Origin of the sequence: Synechococcus sp. KORDI-49, from assembly GCF_000737575.1 — a bacterium.
GTDB lineage: Bacteria > Cyanobacteriota > Cyanobacteriia > PCC-6307 > Cyanobiaceae > Parasynechococcus.
In genome coordinates, this window is record NZ_CP006270.1 from 748,940 (window position 1) to 765,314 (window position 16,375).

The following is a 16,375-nucleotide window of genomic DNA, read 5'->3' on the forward strand; positions in this document are numbered from 1 at the left end:
CCGCTGAGATTACTGAGCAGAGTCCCGCTTGAGCTCCCGCAGCGTCCTGGCCATCTCCGGCAGCTTGCTGAAGGCCGCGGAACAGCGCAGCCACAACCGGTTGGGAATCGCCGGATACCCACTCACCACCTCACCGGCCGCCACCTCACCGTGCAGACCGCTCTTGGAGCTGGCGATGGCCCGATCGCCGATCACGGTGCGGTTGGCCACGCCCACCTGCCCCGCCAGGATCACGCCATGGCCGATGCGGGCACCACCGGCGATGCCCACCTGGGAGGCGAAGGCACAGCCCCGGCCGGTGGTCACCCCATGACCGACCTGGACCAGGTTGTCGATCTTGGTGCCGGCGCCGATCCGCGTCTCTCCCACCGAGGGGCGGTCGATGGTGCTGCCGCAACCCACCTCCACACCGTCTTCCAGCACCACCTGTCCCGTCTGGGGCATCTTGCGCCACCCCTGGGCCGTGGGAACGAAACCGAACCCCTCGGAGCCGATCACGGCATTGGAATGCACCACGCAGCCCCGCCCGACCCGGCTGCCGGGATGGAGCACGGCATTGGCGTGCAGTTCACAGCCGTCGGCGACGACGACATCGTCGTAAACCACCACCCCGGGATGCACGATGCAGTTCGCACCGATCCGGCTGGCGGCACCGATGCAGACCCGTGGTCCGATGGCCGTGCCGGGTCCCACCTGAGCCCGGTCGTCGATCACGGCCGTGGGGTGAATCTCCGCCAGGGGGCGACGACGGGGATGCAACCGCTCCAGTGCCTCGGCGAAGGCCAGCCGGGGATCGGCGAAGACGGCGAAGGCGATACCGCGCTGGGTGGCCAGATCGATCAGGTCCTGCTGGTCCGGCAGCAGCACAGCCCCGGCATGGCTGTCGGCCAGTGCCGCCGTCAGGGCGTTGCCCTTCTCCAGAAAACTGAGCTGATCCGAAGCTGCCGCCTCAAGCGATGCGGCGCTGCGCAGCTCCGGATCCGTCGCTGTCGCGCTGTGCCTCAGACCGGCCTGGCCCTGCTGCAGAGCCGTGATCAGAGTGCTGAAGCGCATGGTTGAGCGATGCCGCGGCCGGATCGTAGGCGCGCAGGACCGCTCAGGGCAGAAGCCGATCGCTCAGCACCAGGGCATCCCGATGCACCACCACAGCAGAGGGTCGATCGCCCGCTGCGGCACCGAGACCCTGCCGCAGCGCGGCGCTGGACTGTGAGCAGAGTCCGCGTCCCAGCAACCGACCGTCAGGGTCGACCAGGTTCACCGCCTGGCTGGCCCCGAACTCCCCCTCCACCGCGGTGATTCCCACCTGCAGCAACGAGGCTCCCCGCTCCAGCAGCGCCTCGCAGGCCCCTGGATCCAGGCGCAGGGTGCCCTGCGCCTGCAGCACATGGGCCAACCAGCTGCGCCGGTTGCCGAGCGGTTCCGGATGGGGATGAAACACGGTGCCGCCCCGGTCGCCCTGCAGCAGCTGATCGAGACGGCTGGGATCGCGACCATCGGCCAGATGCACGGTGATGCCGCTGGCCGTGGCGATCCGTGCTGCCGCCAGCTTGGTGGTCATGCCGCCGCGGCCCCAGCGACCACCATCGCCGGCACCCGCCTCCAGGGCCTGAAGCTCACGCGGGTGATGCACATCGGAGATGGGCCTGGCATCCGCAACGGTGCGGGGATCGGCGGAATAAAGACGATCCACATCCGTGAGCAGGATCAGCTGATCGGCATCGACAGCGGCTGCCACCAGGGCCGACAGCGTGTCGTTGTCCCCGAAGCGCAGTTCCGCCGGAGAGATCGCATCGTTCTCGTTGATCACTGGCAGAACCCCCCAGCTGAGCAGCTGCCGCAGGGTGTTGGAGGCGTTCTGGTAGCGGCGGCGATCCGCCAGATCGGAGCGGGTCAGCAGCACCTGGGCCACCGACCGCCCGTGGCGGGACAACGCCCGTTCGTAGAGGGCCATGAGATGTCCCTGGCCGATGGCAGCGGCCGCCTGCAGCGCCACAACGGTGTCGGGACGACGGGGCAGCTGCTGACGCTGACACCCCAGACCGACCGCCCCGCTGGTGACCAGCACCACCTGATCACCACGCTCCATGGCAGCGGCGATCGCGGCTCCATAGCCCTCGATCACGGCAGCCGTGTCACCGCGCAGCAGGCTGGTGCCCAGCTTCACCACCCACAGCATCACGCGGCAGGGGCTCCCAGAACCCGTGCCAGACGCCGCTCCAGACGCTGAACCCGATCCCTGTCGCAGGGGGCGCCGTCCTCACGGATCGGCCGCACCAGCACGGTGTAGAGACCGAGCCGATTGCCGCAGAGCACGTCGGTGAACAGCCGGTCACCGACCATGGCGATCGATCGCGGCGGCAGATCCAGATCCGCGATGACGCGGCGCAGGGCGCCCCGTCGCGGCTTGCCGGCTCCGCAGGTGAAGCTGAGATCGAGCTGACTGGCCACCGCCGAGATCCGCGCCTTGGAGGGGTTGTTGCTGAACAGATGCAGCTGCAGGCGCCGCCCCGCGTCCTCGAGCCAAACCCTCACGCTGTCGGGAAGGCGCACCGCCCGCCCGGGCAGGAGGGTGCGGTCCACATCGATGACCGCTGCCTGGATGTCGCGTCCGGTGAGGTGAGGCAGCGGCAGATGGGCAATGGTCAGGCCCGGATCCCAGTCGGGCAGCAACCAGTGACTGGGACTCACTCCGGCCATTCACGCTCCTCGATCTCGGCTTCGATGCGGGGCTGGATCCGATCGAAATCCTCTCCCTCCACCAGTTCAGCCTGACCATCCACCATGCGGGCCACCACGAAGAACGGATCCAGGGGGATGTAGAGGCCGTACTCCTGCTGGTCGACCATGAAACTCACCAGCAGCTCATAGGTTTCCGTCTCTTCATCGTCCTCATCGTCCTCGTCGTCCTCGAGTTCGTCCGGATCCGGCTCGTCCAGTTCACCGCTGACGGTGAGCGTGACGGCGGAGCGCACCAGGGTGAGGTCGTGCTCCTGCAGCACGACATCGGCCACCGAGAGGATCGGCTCACTGCTGGCGACCGTCGTGATCGGCTCCGGCGAATCCCCATCGCTGAGGCGGAACAGGGACACCGGGGTGTCCACCGGGGTCAGCAGGGCGTAGTCCTCGCCATCCAGCGGGATCAGCTGCTCGAGGAAGCAGAGCAGATCATGGCCCTCGCGATCGCGAACGAGGACGGTGGGCACATCACCGCTGCTGCTGGGCCCGGGGTCACGCATGGTCCGTCGGTCGATGGGCCAAGGATCCATCATCGCCGCTGTTGATGCCCGGCATCACACCCCCCGGCTGGACCGGTTTGAGCTCCGGCCCCTCCTGGAGCCACTGTTCCAGCAGCAGCGCAGCGGCGGCACTGTCGAGACGGCCGCTTCGGTCGCCGTGCAGACCGTGGCGTTCGGCAGCGGCCCAGGTGCTGCACTGCTCATTCACCCAGGCCAGCGGCAGGTTGAGGGCCGATGCGAGGCGCAGTCCATAGCGATGGCAATGCTCCGCCTGAGGCGTCGGCGACCCCTCGGAATCCAGGGGCAGGCCCACCACGAGGCCCTGCACGGAGCGCCGGGCGCAATGGTCCCGCAGCACGGCGAGGTCGGCATCGAAGCGGGATCGGGCGAGGGCCGGCAACGCCGTCACGGTGATGCCCAGCGGATCGCAGCCCGCAAGTCCGATGCGCCGTCGCCCCACATCCAGACTCAGCACCGAACAGACCAGGGGCACGATCAGCGGCGGCCGAGACTGGGGGTGGGCAGGGGTGTTCTCTGAGGCCGCAGGCTGCCGAGAACCTCATCGAGTGCCCGGGTATGCAGGGGAGAGCGCGGGGACACCTGCCGCCTCCACATGCTGCGGCCCATCAGCAGATGTTCATCGCCCTGCCGCCAGCCCTGCGCCAGCAGCAGATGCGCCAGAGGAGCGTCGTCCTGAGCCGTGACCAGAGCATCCGGGCGCCCGTCGCGCAGCAGGCACTGCAGCAGGGCAGGCAGCGCCTCATCCAGCCGTGGATCCCAGGCCACATCGCGGATCAGTTCCAGCTGGCGGTCATCACTGCTCTCGAACAGCTGAACGCTGCCCGCGAGCACATGGTCACCGTCCATGAGAACGCCGGATCCAGGGCCGTTGCGATCCAGCAGATCCAGCCAGTGGCGATCGGTGATCTGTCGCAGGTGGCTGAAATTGCCCCCCTGCTCGATCGGCCAGAGCAGCTGTGCGGTGCGCCGATTGATCGGCTGCCAGCTCAGTCCCCTGGGCAAACTCTGGCTCGCCGGCTCTGGGACAGCCGCCGGGGGCAGCCAGGCCTGGAAGGGGCGCAGCGGCTGGAAACCCAGCTCACGCATCAGGGCGATGCCGTCGGCATCACCGGCCGGACAGCGCACCACCCAGCTGAGCACCTGGGGACTGCCGAGCTGCAGCGCTTGCTGCAGCAGGGTTCTGCGCACGCTGCTGCAGCTCCATTGGCTGCTTTCACCGAGCTGTTGCGGCAGCTGCAGGCTCCAGCAGCTGCCGCGACGGTTGTATGGCCTGGCGACGACTGCAGCCAGAGGACGGTCCGCTTCGATGGCCAGAAGGCAGCGGGGGGAACGGCTGGGCAGCAGATCCGGAAAGCGCTGCTCGAGGCGGGCCATCCAATCCCCGAGAAGCGCCGCCTGGAAGCGGGGCAGCTGGCTGGTATCGCTGATCGCCTGAAAGCGAGCCAGGTGAAACGGATTGAGGGATTCCACCCTCAGAGGAGCTTGGGAGGTTTCCACCATGGACAACTCCTCCAGTAACCCTCGCTTCAATCTATCGCTCGCACGGTGTGAAATTCAGGCCGACGCTGGACCTGGCCTGACCAGCACCAGGGGCGTCCGCTGGTTGGCATTGCCGGCGGGATTCGGCTTGAGCGCACGCTGAAGCAACGCCTCATCGCATCCGGCACTGCCGGCGAGCACCTTGACCCGTCCCAGATCGTTGACATCCACGATCGCCACATCGACACCGAGTTCAGCAGCCGCCTCACGGCAGAGTCGTTCCGGCTGATCGGGGCCCAGCACGATCGTCTGGTCATAGGGAGGGGTGGTGCCGGTGATGTCGTCGATCAGGCGGGCCTGATCCCCCGCCAGTCGGTAGAACCCGCCGGGAATGCCGATCAGCTTCATCAGCAACCCACCGATCCAGGCCACCACCACCCGGGTCGGCCCCACCAGATCGATCAGGGTCTGCATGCCGCAGGCGGTAGCGAGACTGCTGGTGGGATGGAAGACACGGCAGAGCTGACGCGCCACCATCCCCGGCTCCACCTCACTGGGATGGCGGTAGCGGTTCTGGATCACGGCGACGGGGGTCTCTCCGATGGTGAGCACGTCACCGGGTTGCACGAGGTCTGCGGCATAGGTGCGCATCACATCGATGGGATCGTCGAGGGGACCGAGCAGATGGGTGCGCAACGGCAACACCCGGCAGCCGTCACCCGTCAGGAACTCAGCGGCCTCAGCACGGAGCGGCTGCGGACGCCGCAGCGGCACCAGCACACCCTGACGCCGTGGCAGACGACCGAAGGGGCCGTAATTGAGCCAGTGAACATCCACCCAGAGGCTGTCGACCAGATCAAGCGGGTTGCGTCCGTCGGCGGCACGCAGCCGGATCTTCACCCGTGCACGGGTGGTCTTGCGCCCTTTGACGATATAAGCCGCCCAGTAGCCGTCCTCGCGGGTCTCCTCATCCGGATGATCCGCCTCGATGCGGGTGCTGATCTCCAGAGCCGAAGGATCCGACTTGCCCAGCAGCACCGGGTCCACCCGCAGCTCCGGAACGAACACCTCCATGCGCGGATGGGGGTTGCTGATCTCCAGGAGACCGCTGATGCGCACCTCGGCACCAGAGGGCTCGACATGCCATTCCAGAGCCCTTAACTGCAGCGGCGATGCCGGACGCAGACGATGGCGCAACTCAAGCCAGCCCACTCCAAGGCCGAGAGCAAGCGGGGCGATCAGCACGGACACGCGCAGGTTCCGGCCGCGAAACCGGGAAAACTCGGCGGCAGCGTAGGCGGATCAACGGCGAAGCACTCAGTTCGCCGTGACCTCGATGTTCACCTCGTTGAAACGTCCTTCCGGGTTGATGGACGGGAGTTCCGGTGCCGGCAGACCGGTGGCCTCAGCGATGGCGCCATTGATCACCGCCAGCGGCACCTGACCGTCCTGATCCAGCACCACCCGCCCGTCGGGGGCGATCACCACCACCTGAGGGATCCGCCCGTTCCAGTAGCGAGCCGGTTCATCAGCGGCGGCTCCGCTCTCGCGTCCCTGCAGCTCATCGGTGGTGAGGGGAAGCAGATCGATGCTGCGGGTCCACAGCCGCTGCAGTTCGGAGACCACCGGTGCGAAGCGTTTGCTCACGGCACTGTCATCCAGGTAAAAGATGAGAACCGAGGTGCGACCGGCCGCCCGTGATTCCTTCAGGGTGCTGGTCGGCGGCACCAGGGATCCATTGCCGGCATAGAGGGCATAGATGTTGCCGTCGTAACTGTCGTCGTTGAGCACGGCGTAGGCCGGACGCACGATCAGCAGCAGCGCGACGCTCAGGCTGAGCAGCAGGCGGAGCAGGGATGCCATGAGACGACGGAACCAGGCGTCATTGTGACGCTCGGCTCAGCCCCGTCCCAGGCTGCGGCCCATGCCCTGGGCGATGCCGCGGCCGATCAGTCCGATCGCCCGTCCCACCACCTGGGTGAGCAGAACCACCGCCAGATCACCGATGCGCTGCACCAGAGCCTGAACCTGCGGGGCCAGCGCATCACGGGTCTCCAGCAGCAGCGCCACCTGCCGCTGCCACCAGCCGAGCTGATTGAGCTCGCGATCACGCGGCTCGGTGAGCTGGAGCGGTTCGATCCGTCCCTGTCGCAACTGGAACAGCACCCGACGGCTCTCATACAGCTGCACGGGCCGCTCGATCCAGGCCTCCCAGCGCCACTGCGTGTTGAGCTGGTTGCGCAGACGCTCCAGTTCCCGGGTGGCCAGATAGCGCTCACCCAGCAGATAACGGCGCAGTTCCGGCCAGGCACCACAGGCATCCAGCAGTTCCGCGCTGATCAGTTCGGCGGTGCGCACCAACCAGTTGCTCACCAACGACTCCAGCTGCAGCAGAGCGCGGGGATCATCCGCCGGCAGCAGCTGACCGTTCACCAGCACCGGCTGATCCACCAGCAGCGGGGTGAGCATGCGGGAGGGATCCGGCAACTCCTCATCAACGGCGGAAAGATCAGCCTCCCCCAGCAGCGACTCCGCCACCGGCAGAAGCGTGCCTTCCCTGGGGAGCCGGACGTAGCTGCCAGCCATCGCGGTGAGGGCCTGGCGGCGCAGTTCCGGTTGCAGTTCAGCCCAGGCTCCGCTCTGCACCGGATCGCCATCGCTGCCGCGCAACCTGGCGAGCACCAGATCCAGTTGCTGCAGAAGTGCAAGCAACAGCTGACGTCGACGCTCCGGATTCAGGCCCTCCAGCGCCAGCAGACTGCCGGTGGCATTGCTCAGGCCGGCCTGCACCGAACCATCCAGACGGCTGCGGATCGCACCCCAGACAGCGATGGCATTGCGTTCTCTCAGCGTGATTGCAACGGAGGCGGACTCCACCGGAGCGCTGCGATCGTGGGTGGTCGTGAGAGGCACCGCATCCTGCAGACCGAGCTGCAGGGGGCCCCAGATCCAGAGCAGCAGCGAGCGGGCCGCCGCCAGTTCTCGCCGTCGTCCCTCCAGCAGAAACCGCAGCAATGGATCCGCCGGAGGCGGCATCAGCAGCGCCTCGATCATCTGCAGGTCCTGACTGATCTGCTGCAGGCCGCTCACCAGCAACCACTGCCCCAGTCCCATGGGAGCAGACGCGGCTGTTGAACTCCCTGCTTCGACCGGGTTCACATCCACCACCCGGCCACCACCCAGCACGGTGGTCACGGCCTGCTGCAGCGTCGCCAGGTCGGCGTTCTGCAGCAGCCCCGCCGCGGGCAGCGAGAGGATCTGGTCGCGATCGAGGCTGAGATCGGCAGGCAGCAGCAGCAACAGCGGCGCCGGTTGCCAGCGTTCCTGCAAACGACGTGCCTCGCGCTCGATGGCCGTGAGGCTGATGACGCGATCCAGCGACCAGATCACCAGGGCCGGGTGACCGGCCAGCTGCTCGGGACGCAGCATCACCTCCAGGGATTCGTCCGCTGCGGTCAGCTGCAGAGCGAGGCTTTCGGCAAGCAGATCCGGCGCCAGCAGCAGAATCCGCACCGGAGAAGTGACAGCCAAGGTGCGGCGGACGACGAGCTGACCGTCAACGTAACGAGCCCTGGCTCATTCCTCCAGGGTGCGGCGACCATTCAGCTGAAGCGTGTAGGACTCGATGCGGAAGCCGGTGCGCCGCTCGATCTGCTTGAGCAGGTCATCGGGCAGCTGCACATCGATGTCCTCGATCGATCCTGTCTCGAGACAGGTGAGATGGCTGTGAGGATCGCTGCGGTAGCCGTACAGGCGACCGTTGGCCCGATCCAGGCACTCGATCACGCCAGCGGACTGCAGTGCTTCGAGGTTTTGATACACGGAGGTATGACCGATGCTGCGGCCGCGGGCATTCAAGCGCTCAAAGATGTCCCGGGCACTGAGATGACTGCGCTCAGACCAGAGCAGATCAAGGACCATGCGTCTCTGACGGCTGAGTCGCATGCCAAGGCTGCGGCAACGCTCGAACACGTCCTGCAGCCCCCCGGGGGGGGATGAGGAAGACGCGTCTTGTGGGGAGCGCGTTAGCACAGAGCCGGTTTCTCTAACATCACCTTAAGGCGTGCTGACCGGACTGGACGCCAGGAGCTGGATCAGGCCAGATCGGCCATGTGCTCGACGGGATCCTGCAGACGGCCTTCGCCGATGGCGCTGATGGCCTCGGCCAGATCCACCCGGCCGTCATAGAGCGCTCGTCCCACCACCACGCCGCTCACTCCCAGTGGTTCCAGGGCCAGCAGCGACAGCAGATCCGCCATGCAACCGATGCCGCCGGAGGCGATCACCGGCACGCGGCTGGCCTCGGCCATGGCCCTCAGAGCCTGCAGATTCGGCCCGGCCAGGGTGCCATCGGTGGCGATGTCAGTGGAGATGATCGCAGCGATGGCGGCATTGCTCAACCGTTCCGCCAGCTCCGTGGCCAGAACGTCGCTCTGCTCGATCCAGCCGCGGGTGGCCACCCGGCCATGCTTGGCATCGATGCCCACGATGATGCGGCCGGGATGACGCCCGGCCAGCTCCGTCACCAGCTGCGGCTGCTCGATGGCCACGGTGCCGAGGATGACCCGGTCCAGACCGCAGGCCAGCAGATCCTCGGCACGCTCCAGCGACCGCACACCGCCACCCAGCTGCACCGGGATATCAAGACTGGCGGTGATGGCCCGCACCACTGCATCGTTCACCGGCTCGCCACGCCGGGCCCCATCGAGATCCACCAGATGCAAACGGGTGGCGCCCTGGGCCTGCCAGCTGCGGGCCTGGGCCACCGGGTCATCGCTGAAGCGGGTCACCTGGTCGTAATCCCCCTGATGCAGCCGCACGCAGGCACCGTCGAGCAGATCGATGGCGGGGATGATCTCCATGGCGAACAACCGGGGCGGCGTCCATCCTGCAGCTCCGCGCTTCAATGGCTGCGCTTTTCGCTGGACGGCCGTGAAGATCCTGGTGATGGGGGGAACCCGTTTCGTCGGCAAGCCGCTCGTGGCCAGGCTGCAGGCCCAGGGCCATGCGCTGACCCTGTTCACCCGCGGCAAGAATCCGGTTCCCGACGGTGTCACCCACCTGCGCGGGGACCGCAGCACGGAGGAGGGGCTCAAGGCCCTGCAGGGGATGCGCTTTGACGTGATCGTCGACAGCTCCGGCCGCAAGCTCGAGGACAGCCGCCGGGTGCTGACCATCACGGGCGCCCCCGAGCACCGCTTCGTCTACGTGAGCTCTGCCGGCGTCTATGCCGGCTCAGACCAGTGGCCCCTGGATGAGGACTGCCCCACCGATCCGCAGAGCCGCCATGCCGGCAAGGCGGACACCGAGGCCTGGCTGCGTTCGGAAGGCATCCCCTTCACCAGCTTCCGCCCGACCTACATCTACGGCCCCGGCAACTACAACCCGATCGAACGCTGGTTCTTCGATCGGATCGTCAACAACCGACCAGTGCCCCTGCCCGGCGACGGCAGCACCATCACCCAGCTCGGTCATGTGGAGGACCTGGCCGAGGCGATGGCCCGCTGCATCGACGTGGAGGCTGCCGCCAATCGCATCTACAACTGCTCGGGCAAGCTGGGGATCACCTTCCTGGGCCTGATCCGCTCGGCGGCACGGGCCTGCGGCAGGGATCCCGACACCGTGGAGCTGCGCAGCTTCGATCCCTCCGGTCTTGATCCGAAGGCCCGCAAGGCCTTCCCGCTGCGACTGAACCACTTCCTCACCGACATCAGCCGGGTGGAACGGGAGCTGGCCTGGCAGCCGAGCTTCGATCTGGCGGCGGGCCTGGCGGACAGCTACGCCAACGACTACGCCCTCTCACCCACCGCGGCGCCGGACTTCAGCTCCGATGCGACCCTGATCGGGGCCTGAGATAACCGACGGCGGACGTCAACGCCAACAGCAGGGACGGCCAGAACAGCCACCAGCCCAGGATCACCAGCGCCGCATGGCCACCCCAGGCGGGTGGCCAGAGCAGCAGCAGCAGGCTGAGGAACTGCAGGATCGTCTTCAGCTTGCCGCTCCGGGACGCGGGGGCTCCGTCGGAGGCCTGCGAGCGCCAGCCGGAGATCAGCAGTTCGCGGGCCAGCAGCAACCAAACCGCCCAGAGCGGCAGGCCTCCGGTGGAGGCGAGCCACAGCAGCGGAGCGGCAATCAGCACCTTGTCCGTCAACGGGTCCAGACGGGCCCCCCAGCTGCTGCCCCCACCGGCCCGACGGGCCAACCAGCCATCGGCGGCGTCACTGAGACCCGCCAGCAGCAGCAACCACCAGGCGATCGGACGCTCTCCGAGCTGCAGCGCCAGGATCAGCGGCAGACCGGAGACGGCCCGTCCCACGGTGAGTCCATCGGCGAGCTGTCGGAAGGGGAAGGCCAACGGCGCAGAATGCGGGCAGATTCCTGCAAATCATGGTCCTGCAGCTGACGGTGGCGGATGTGATGACCCAGCCCGTGCTCAGCGTCTCTCCGGAGACGGCTCTGCAGGATGCGGTGCAGCTGATCAGCGACCATCACATCAGTGGCCTGCCGGTGGTGGATGGCGAGGGAGCCCTGGTCGGAGAACTCAGCGAGCAGGACCTGATGGTGCGGGAGAGCGGCGTGGACGCCGGCCCCTACGTGATGCTTCTGGACAGCGTCATCTACCTGCGCAACCCACTGAACTGGGACAAGCAGGTGCATCAGGTGCTGGGGACGACCGTGGGAGACCTGATGCGCAAGGACACCCACTGCTGTGCCGCCGACCTGCCGCTGCCGAAGGCGGCGTCCCAGCTGCATGACCGCAGCACCCAGCGGCTGTTCGTGCTGGATGAGAAACGGGCCCCGATCGGGGTGCTCACCCGGGGAGACGTGGTGCGTGCACTCGCCTCCCACCGGGAGATCTGATCAGTTCAATGCGCGCACGGCGATGGCGATCGGCTTGATCGCCCGGAATTCCACGTAGTCCCCCACCTTGAGGGTCTGCACGGGATCGCCGTTGATGTCGCCACGCACATCCAGGTTGTGCACCCCGCCGAAGGGGCCGCGAAGGCTCAGCTCCTGATCCTGCTCGGACACTTTCACCACTTCCGCGGTGCCGGTGGCCATCGCCACCCGGGCCCCCTTGCGAACCTCGCCGAAATCACTGGAGAGGATCACGTCCTCCCGCTTGAAGGTGAGACGGTTGACCGGGCTCCTGCGGAGGTCAACGACCAGACCATCGAGGATGTCGACGATCACCTCATCTCCCACCTTGAGGCCCTGGGCCTTGAACTGGCCGCCCAGGGTGATCAGCATGTCGTGGCCGTAGGGGCTGCGCAGCTCCATCACCCGTTCGGCCGGCATCAGCCGCTGGATCGTGCCCTGCAGCTTGGTGATCTCAAAGGAACGCAGCAATTCGGCCTTGAGGCTGGCGCTGTCGTTCACCACAGTGGCCAGCAGGGGCTGCTCCACCGTGGTGCCACGCGCGGCAGCGGCTGCAGCGAGCTTGTCGACATCCACCGCCACCGGCTGGATCAGACGGAAGCTCACCACATCACCCGCCCGCAGGTTCGGGAAGAGATCGTCACCAGGGTCGGCGAGCACATCCAGGTTGTGGATGCCTCCGAGAGGCCCCATCAGGCTCAGCGTGCGGTCCCGTTCGGAGAGCTTGATCACCCTGGCGGTGCCAGAGGCCAGAGCCACCCGCATGCCCTTCTTGAGGGGACCCATATCAGTGGGCATGTAGATGTCTTCGCGGTTGAAGCTCAACTGCTTGTCGCGGCTGCGCTCCAGATCCACCACCAGCCCGTCCAGCACCGAGACATCAACACGGTCTCCCGATCTGAGGCCCAGGGGCTTCAGGTCGATCCCGACGGTGACGATCTCCTTGTGCCCCTCGGGATCGATGATCTCGAGCACGTTCTGATCCGGCAGCACGGTGCTGACGGTGCCGCGCAGATGGGTGACTTCGAAACCAGCCAGCTGTTCGGGGGTGAACCCGGCCATCGCTGGAAGGGAGGTGGACACCACCGCCGCAGCAGCAGCCAGCAGGGCACGGCAGGGTCCGGAAAGACGGGGCATCGGCCGGGGACAGTCGTTTCGACGGATCGACGCTAGCCCGTTTCGAATAGGTCAAAATGCTCCCGGTAGCCTCTTGGCCCCTATGACCATCCGTCCGATCCTGCTGGCCGCCCTGCTGGGGCTCGGCATTGTTTCGGTGGCGCCGGCTCAGGCAGAGACCTCGATCCGGATCAGCCTCAAGGATCGCTATCTCACCCTTCTCGATGACGGGAAGGAGATCGGCAAGTACCCGGTGGCCATCGGGGCACCTGAATCACCGACACGGGAGGGAAGCTATGCGGTCACGAAGATGGATCCTCAGCCGGTTTATCACAAGAAAGGCAAGGTGATCGCGCCGGGCCCGGAGAACCCTGTTGGGGTTCGGTATGTGGCTTATGTGCAGATCGGGCGCGATGAATACGCCATCCACGGCACGGCCTGGCCCAGCTGGGTGAAACTTCGCGCTGCCGTGAGCCTGGGCTGCATCCGCATGCTCAACAATGATGTGATTCAGGTGTTCAACAGAATCAAGGTGGGCACCCCGGTGCTCGTCACCAAGAACTGACATCCACGATTTCCTGTCTTCATGATGCGCTGCCTGCTGATTGCCTCCGCGATCCTGATGCTCCCCCTCGGAGCCAACGCAAATCCCACGACGGAGACCAAAGAGAACGATTTCCTGGACCTGGTGGACGGCAAGGGCAATGTGCTTGTGCAGGGAAAGGGCGTCAGTGACGTGAACGCCAAGGCCCGTGCTGAGGGGCTGAAGTTCCCGGCACTTGGCTACTGGTCACCGGAGGGGCACTGCTTCATCACACCAGCTCCCGGAGATTGCAACGGCGTCTTTAAAAAATAGAAGTCAAGTAGAATCAATTCCTTGAGGCCGAGAAGATGTTCAGCAAATTTCCAGCACTTCGACGCGTTTCTATTTACATGGTCTTGAGCTATCTGGCACTGACCATCACGAACAACAGCGGACTGCAACTGGACAACATGTGGTTGCTGTACACGCCGATGTTTGTTGGTGTTTATATCTTCTCAAGGTGGATCGACAGCAAGCTCGGCAACCCGGCGCCTCCACAGCGAACCGAGGAGAAGGCTGATGAAAAAGGGTTCGTCAAACGATGAAACGGCCGCCAGAGCATCCAATGCGACAGTTTCCAAATCTCTTAAGTATTAATTGTGTTGTTGAGAGGCCGAGCCCTGTTGAGAGCTTGTAGCTTCTTGCCTGCATGGTTCCGCAGCAGTGTCTGGATCCGACCTCTCCAGCATCAAATGGGAAAACGACGGCGAGATGTCGGCCCAGGACACCTGGAATCTGGTGCGCCAACTCTCCAAGACGGAGGAGCACGACAGAGCCTCCGCTCTGCTCCACCTGTCTTCCAAGCACAGGCATTCCAAGGTCAAGCCTCGTTATCGTGAAGCCGCGCCGGAGACCGATGACGATGCCATTCGGTGAGGCAGGCAGCTGGGATGATCCGTCTCCGGAACGGACAACGACCCGTCTGCGCTACTGGCTCGATACGCGCCTGAAACACCTGGCCCGTCAGCAGAGAATCCAGGACGCACGATCCCTGCGCAGTGAATTCTCCATCGAGGAGTCATCAAGGCGCTGACATTTGCTGGCGTAAGCTCTGCCGTACTGCCACGACTGTTACAGCCGAGCGGAAGATTGATGTGTTCAATATCGCCAGCAGCTCACCTTCCATGTGGATGCTGATCTAAAAAATGAAATTGTTGCCGGAGCATTTATCATCGGCTGCTTCTTTGCAATCGTTGTGATGAACCTGATCGGCTACAACGCAGACAACTGCTTCATTCCCCGATAAATCAGCACAGCGATTCGATTGCCCTGCAACAGAAAAGACTCCGGTCACATCCCTGCGGCCGGAGTCGGAAATCCCTGAATGCTGAAGCTGGTTCAACTTGAACGCATCCCAGTCAAGTTCTGAAGAATCAGTCTCAACCGGGATCAAAGCCTGACTGAACCGATGAACATCGTTCCAGTCAGACACGCAAACTCTGCACTCAGGCAGCAGAATCAGCTCCCTGAGTACTGATCCGAGGAGGAAGAGGAGGAGGAGGAGGAGGAGGTGTCCGTCGCAGCGAAGGCCTGCATGAAGGCAGACGCCGTGCGTTGGTTGTTCTGAGTGGCGAAGGAGTTGGTCGACAGCGTTGCTAGGGCTGAACCGTTGGCAGTTGCAGACGAGTTATCCTGCGTATTCACAAGCTTGAACGCATCCAGACGATCCAGGCTCACGGTGAAACTGGAATTGTCGTCGGCATTCACGCTGGCGATGGCACCCAAGCCCTCAACCGTGACTTCGCTATCACTCTGAGTGCTGGTTGTTCCGATGGATTGAGCGTAACCGGCTTCATAGGCTGCATTGAAAGCAGCCGTCCAGGATGCACCACCGGTCGTATCGCCTGTTGAATCAGCCGCCGTCAGTGCGGACGCCACAATCGCTTCTAACTGAGCCTCTTGGCCGATCGCGGTGACGGAATTTTCAGTTGTATTGAAGGTACCCTTGATAATTCCGGTCGCAGATGACTCAGTCGCAGTAGAAGAACTGTTTGTGATGACGTTGTTGTACGCAGAGCTGTAACTGGAGTTATAACTCTCGTTATAAGAGGTCGTATAAGCATTCTTGAATTCTCTGAAGTTGCTCTGCTCTGTTTTATAAGCAGCTTCACTTGCGTAGGAAGACTGCGCGCTACCGAGAGCTGACCAGGCAGTGTCGTAATTGGTCGACCACTTCCACTCTCCATCACGGTCATAGCTGCCGTAATTACCTGTCTCCGTCGCCGACAGATTGGTGGCCGTGGTGGCATATTCCCAACCTTGTGAGTGGGACTCCCGCTTGGCCGTTTCGGTTGCCACTGAGTTGGCGGCAGCGGAAGCGGCCTGAGTTGCAGCGGCAGAGGAGGAGGTGCCATTGGTCTGCATCAGGTTGCTGCCTGCACCCATCTGCATCACACCCATCGACATCCCGTCGAATTCCTGGGTCGCGGACACGTTGGCGTCCACCCCAATGCTGGTCGTCGAGCCCACATTGAACTGATTGGAGGTGCCGACCGCGTTGTTGAACGTCGCCGTGCCCGCACCGGAGAAGGTCAGTCCGCCAGGAGTGGTGGCGTTGATGATGAACATACGCTGGGTGGTACCAGACATGTTCGGGTCATCGGAACCAGCGCGACTGGAGTTCTGGGCGTTTGCCGCGGCCGGAACCGTCAGCAGCAACGCTGCCAGGAGTAGAGGTGTTTTCATTTTGGGTAAAAGGAATCCAGAATGTTTTAAGGATTCACCCGCACCCTGTCACTGGCTTCTGACAGGACGCCATAACCTTTTCTTAATTACCTTGGCGGTAGGAATTGGTGCGTGACGGGGTCGATCCAGGGCAGCAGGTCATCAGGGAGAAAACGGTCGGGATCGGCGATCCGATGCTCGAGTCACGACGGCGTTGTCCGATGTCATGGACACCACGGTCTGCGTGGTGCATCAAGCAGCCCCAGGCGTTGCTCAGAAACTGTTGGACGACAGCACCGAGATCAACGCTTGACCCGAGTCGTTGTTCGGTCGGAGGGCGGTTTCCGCGCTCACGACGGCAGGCGGTTCGTGGCGAGATTCTGGACGTCCGAGG

General features: G+C 64.6%; 22 protein-coding genes. 7 read left to right on the forward strand and 15 right to left on the reverse strand.

What is annotated here, in order from left to right; genetic code table 11:
- Positions 1–9: 9 nt before the first annotated feature.
- From lpxD to hisA, 11 genes are all read right to left on the reverse strand, one after another.
- The gene (gene lpxD, locus KR49_RS04010; protein ID WP_043691878.1) at positions 10–1,053 is read right to left on the reverse strand and encodes a UDP-3-O-(3-hydroxymyristoyl)glucosamine N-acyltransferase; all 1,044 of its coding nucleotides are present in this window, start codon (positions 1,051–1,053) and stop codon (positions 10–12) included.
- A gap of 43 nt (positions 1,054–1,096) precedes the next feature.
- Complete coding sequence (gene proB / locus KR49_RS04015; protein WP_043691884.1) at positions 1,097–2,179, reverse strand: glutamate 5-kinase; 1,083 nt, start codon at positions 2,177–2,179, stop codon at positions 1,097–1,099.
- The gene (locus KR49_RS04020; protein ID WP_043691887.1) at positions 2,176–2,697 is read right to left on the reverse strand and encodes a YqeG family HAD IIIA-type phosphatase; all 522 of its coding nucleotides are present in this window, start codon (positions 2,695–2,697) and stop codon (positions 2,176–2,178) included. The genes proB and KR49_RS04020 overlap by 4 nt, the downstream gene beginning before the upstream one ends.
- Entirely contained in the window at positions 2,685–3,236 is a 552-nt protein-coding gene (locus tag KR49_RS04025; protein WP_043691890.1) for a DUF3727 domain-containing protein, read from the reverse strand. Before KR49_RS04025 ends, KR49_RS04020 begins: the two co-directional genes overlap by 13 nt.
- On the reverse strand, positions 3,229–3,732 hold the full coding sequence (gene ruvX, locus KR49_RS04030) for a Holliday junction resolvase RuvX (RefSeq protein WP_043691893.1): 504 nt from the start codon (positions 3,730–3,732) through the stop codon (positions 3,229–3,231). Before ruvX ends, KR49_RS04025 begins: the two co-directional genes overlap by 8 nt.
- A complete protein-coding gene (locus KR49_RS04035; protein ID WP_043691896.1) occupies positions 3,732–4,757 on the reverse strand; it encodes a hypothetical protein in 1,026 nt (341 codons plus the stop codon). The genes ruvX and KR49_RS04035 overlap by 1 nt, the downstream gene beginning before the upstream one ends.
- Positions 4,758–4,811: 54 nt before the next feature.
- Positions 4,812–5,987 (reverse strand): F420-0--gamma-glutamyl ligase, encoded by a 1,176-nt coding sequence (locus KR49_RS04040; protein ID WP_043691898.1) that lies wholly within the window; start codon positions 5,985–5,987, stop codon positions 4,812–4,814.
- A 66-nt stretch (positions 5,988–6,053) separates the two neighbouring features.
- Positions 6,054–6,599 (reverse strand): thylakoid membrane photosystem I accumulation factor, encoded by a 546-nt coding sequence (locus tag KR49_RS04045; protein ID WP_043691901.1) that lies wholly within the window; start codon positions 6,597–6,599, stop codon positions 6,054–6,056.
- A gap of 36 nt (positions 6,600–6,635) precedes the next feature.
- A complete protein-coding gene (locus KR49_RS04050; protein ID WP_043691904.1) occupies positions 6,636–8,267 on the reverse strand; it encodes a DUF3685 domain-containing protein in 1,632 nt (543 codons plus the stop codon).
- 45 nt (positions 8,268–8,312) lie between these two features.
- Entirely contained in the window at positions 8,313–8,681 is a 369-nt protein-coding gene (locus KR49_RS04055; RefSeq protein ID WP_253912854.1) for a transcriptional repressor, read from the reverse strand.
- A 149-nt stretch (positions 8,682–8,830) separates the two neighbouring features.
- On the reverse strand, positions 8,831–9,598 hold the full coding sequence (hisA, locus tag KR49_RS04060; protein ID WP_043691906.1) for a 1-(5-phosphoribosyl)-5-[(5-phosphoribosylamino)methylideneamino]imidazole-4-carboxamide isomerase: 768 nt from the start codon (positions 9,596–9,598) through the stop codon (positions 8,831–8,833).
- Positions 9,599–9,668: 70 nt separating this feature from the next.
- On the opposite strand from hisA, the gene KR49_RS04065 reads away from it, so the two are divergent.
- Positions 9,669–10,589, forward strand: a complete 921-nt coding sequence (locus tag KR49_RS04065; RefSeq protein WP_043696742.1) for an NAD-dependent epimerase/dehydratase family protein — start codon at positions 9,669–9,671, stop codon at positions 10,587–10,589.
- Here KR49_RS04065 and KR49_RS04070 read toward each other — a convergent pair.
- Positions 10,558–11,094, reverse strand: a complete 537-nt coding sequence (locus tag KR49_RS04070; protein WP_156957093.1) for a CDP-alcohol phosphatidyltransferase family protein — start codon at positions 11,092–11,094, stop codon at positions 10,558–10,560. The two genes, KR49_RS04065 and KR49_RS04070, sit on opposite strands and share 32 nt — an antisense overlap.
- A gap of 32 nt (positions 11,095–11,126) precedes the next feature.
- Between KR49_RS04070 and KR49_RS04075 the strand changes: the two genes are divergently transcribed.
- On the forward strand, positions 11,127–11,600 hold the full coding sequence (locus tag KR49_RS04075; protein WP_043691912.1) for a CBS domain-containing protein: 474 nt from the start codon (positions 11,127–11,129) through the stop codon (positions 11,598–11,600).
- On the opposite strand, the gene KR49_RS04080 is transcribed toward KR49_RS04075, so the two are convergent.
- On the reverse strand, positions 11,601–12,755 hold the full coding sequence (locus tag KR49_RS04080; protein ID WP_043691915.1) for a hypothetical protein: 1,155 nt from the start codon (positions 12,753–12,755) through the stop codon (positions 11,601–11,603).
- 82 nt (positions 12,756–12,837) lie between these two features.
- On the opposite strand from KR49_RS04080, the gene KR49_RS04085 reads away from it, so the two are divergent.
- The 5 genes from KR49_RS04085 (at position 12,838) to KR49_RS14255 (ending at position 14,350) form a co-directional block, all read left to right on the forward strand.
- On the forward strand, positions 12,838–13,299 hold the full coding sequence (locus KR49_RS04085; protein ID WP_043691918.1) for a L,D-transpeptidase: 462 nt from the start codon (positions 12,838–12,840) through the stop codon (positions 13,297–13,299).
- A gap of 21 nt (positions 13,300–13,320) precedes the next feature.
- The gene (locus KR49_RS04090) at positions 13,321–13,590 is read left to right on the forward strand and encodes a hypothetical protein (protein ID WP_253912814.1); all 270 of its coding nucleotides are present in this window, start codon (positions 13,321–13,323) and stop codon (positions 13,588–13,590) included.
- 35 nt (positions 13,591–13,625) lie between these two features.
- On the forward strand, positions 13,626–13,862 hold the full coding sequence (locus KR49_RS04095) for a hypothetical protein (RefSeq protein WP_043691919.1): 237 nt from the start codon (positions 13,626–13,628) through the stop codon (positions 13,860–13,862).
- A 118-nt stretch (positions 13,863–13,980) separates the two neighbouring features.
- Positions 13,981–14,193 (forward strand): hypothetical protein, encoded by a 213-nt coding sequence (locus tag KR49_RS04100; RefSeq protein WP_043691921.1) that lies wholly within the window; start codon positions 13,981–13,983, stop codon positions 14,191–14,193.
- Positions 14,174–14,350 carry a hypothetical protein gene (locus tag KR49_RS14255; protein ID WP_173402125.1) on the forward strand — a complete coding sequence of 59 codons (177 nt, stop codon included), beginning with the start codon at positions 14,174–14,176 and terminating at the stop codon, positions 14,348–14,350. Before KR49_RS04100 ends, KR49_RS14255 begins: the two co-directional genes overlap by 20 nt.
- Before the next feature lie 105 nt (positions 14,351–14,455).
- On the opposite strand, the gene KR49_RS13770 is transcribed toward KR49_RS14255, so the two are convergent.
- Both KR49_RS13770 and KR49_RS04105 read right to left on the reverse strand, forming a co-directional pair.
- The gene (locus KR49_RS13770; RefSeq protein ID WP_156957094.1) at positions 14,456–14,749 is read right to left on the reverse strand and encodes a hypothetical protein; all 294 of its coding nucleotides are present in this window, start codon (positions 14,747–14,749) and stop codon (positions 14,456–14,458) included.
- A gap of 26 nt (positions 14,750–14,775) precedes the next feature.
- Positions 14,776–15,975 (reverse strand): hypothetical protein, encoded by a 1,200-nt coding sequence (locus KR49_RS04105; RefSeq protein WP_156957095.1) that lies wholly within the window; start codon positions 15,973–15,975, stop codon positions 14,776–14,778.
- Positions 15,976–16,375 lie beyond the last annotated feature (400 nt).

Bases quoted from the DNA above. Each gene is read 5' to 3' on its own strand.
- KR49_RS04075 (WP_043691912.1), top strand. From the start codon at position 11,127: ATGGTCCTGCAGCTGACGGTGGCGGATGTGATGACCCAGCCCGTGCTC.
- hisA (WP_043691906.1), bottom strand. From the start codon at position 9,598: ATGGAGATCATCCCCGCCATCGATCTGCTCGACGGTGCCTGCGTGCGG.
- KR49_RS04045 (WP_043691901.1), bottom strand. From the start codon at position 6,599: ATGGCATCCCTGCTCCGCCTGCTGCTCAGCCTGAGCGTCGCGCTGCTG.
- KR49_RS04025 (WP_043691890.1), bottom strand. From the start codon at position 3,236: ATGCGTGACCCCGGGCCCAGCAGCAGCGGTGATGTGCCCACCGTCCTC.
- KR49_RS04095 (WP_043691919.1), top strand. From the start codon at position 13,626: ATGTTCAGCAAATTTCCAGCACTTCGACGCGTTTCTATTTACATGGTC.
- KR49_RS04090 (WP_253912814.1), top strand. From the start codon at position 13,321: ATGATGCGCTGCCTGCTGATTGCCTCCGCGATCCTGATGCTCCCCCTC.
- KR49_RS04055 (WP_253912854.1), bottom strand. From the start codon at position 8,681: ATGCGACTCAGCCGTCAGAGACGCATGGTCCTTGATCTGCTCTGGTCT.
- KR49_RS04080 (WP_043691915.1), bottom strand. From the start codon at position 12,755: ATGCCCCGTCTTTCCGGACCCTGCCGTGCCCTGCTGGCTGCTGCTGCG.
- KR49_RS04035 (WP_043691896.1), bottom strand. From the start codon at position 4,757: ATGGTGGAAACCTCCCAAGCTCCTCTGAGGGTGGAATCCCTCAATCCG.
- lpxD (WP_043691878.1), bottom strand. From the start codon at position 1,053: ATGCGCTTCAGCACTCTGATCACGGCTCTGCAGCAGGGCCAGGCCGGT.
- KR49_RS04020 (WP_043691887.1), bottom strand. From the start codon at position 2,697: ATGGCCGGAGTGAGTCCCAGTCACTGGTTGCTGCCCGACTGGGATCCG.
- KR49_RS14255 (WP_173402125.1), top strand. From the start codon at position 14,174: ATGACGATGCCATTCGGTGAGGCAGGCAGCTGGGATGATCCGTCTCCG.
- KR49_RS04085 (WP_043691918.1), top strand. From the start codon at position 12,838: ATGACCATCCGTCCGATCCTGCTGGCCGCCCTGCTGGGGCTCGGCATT.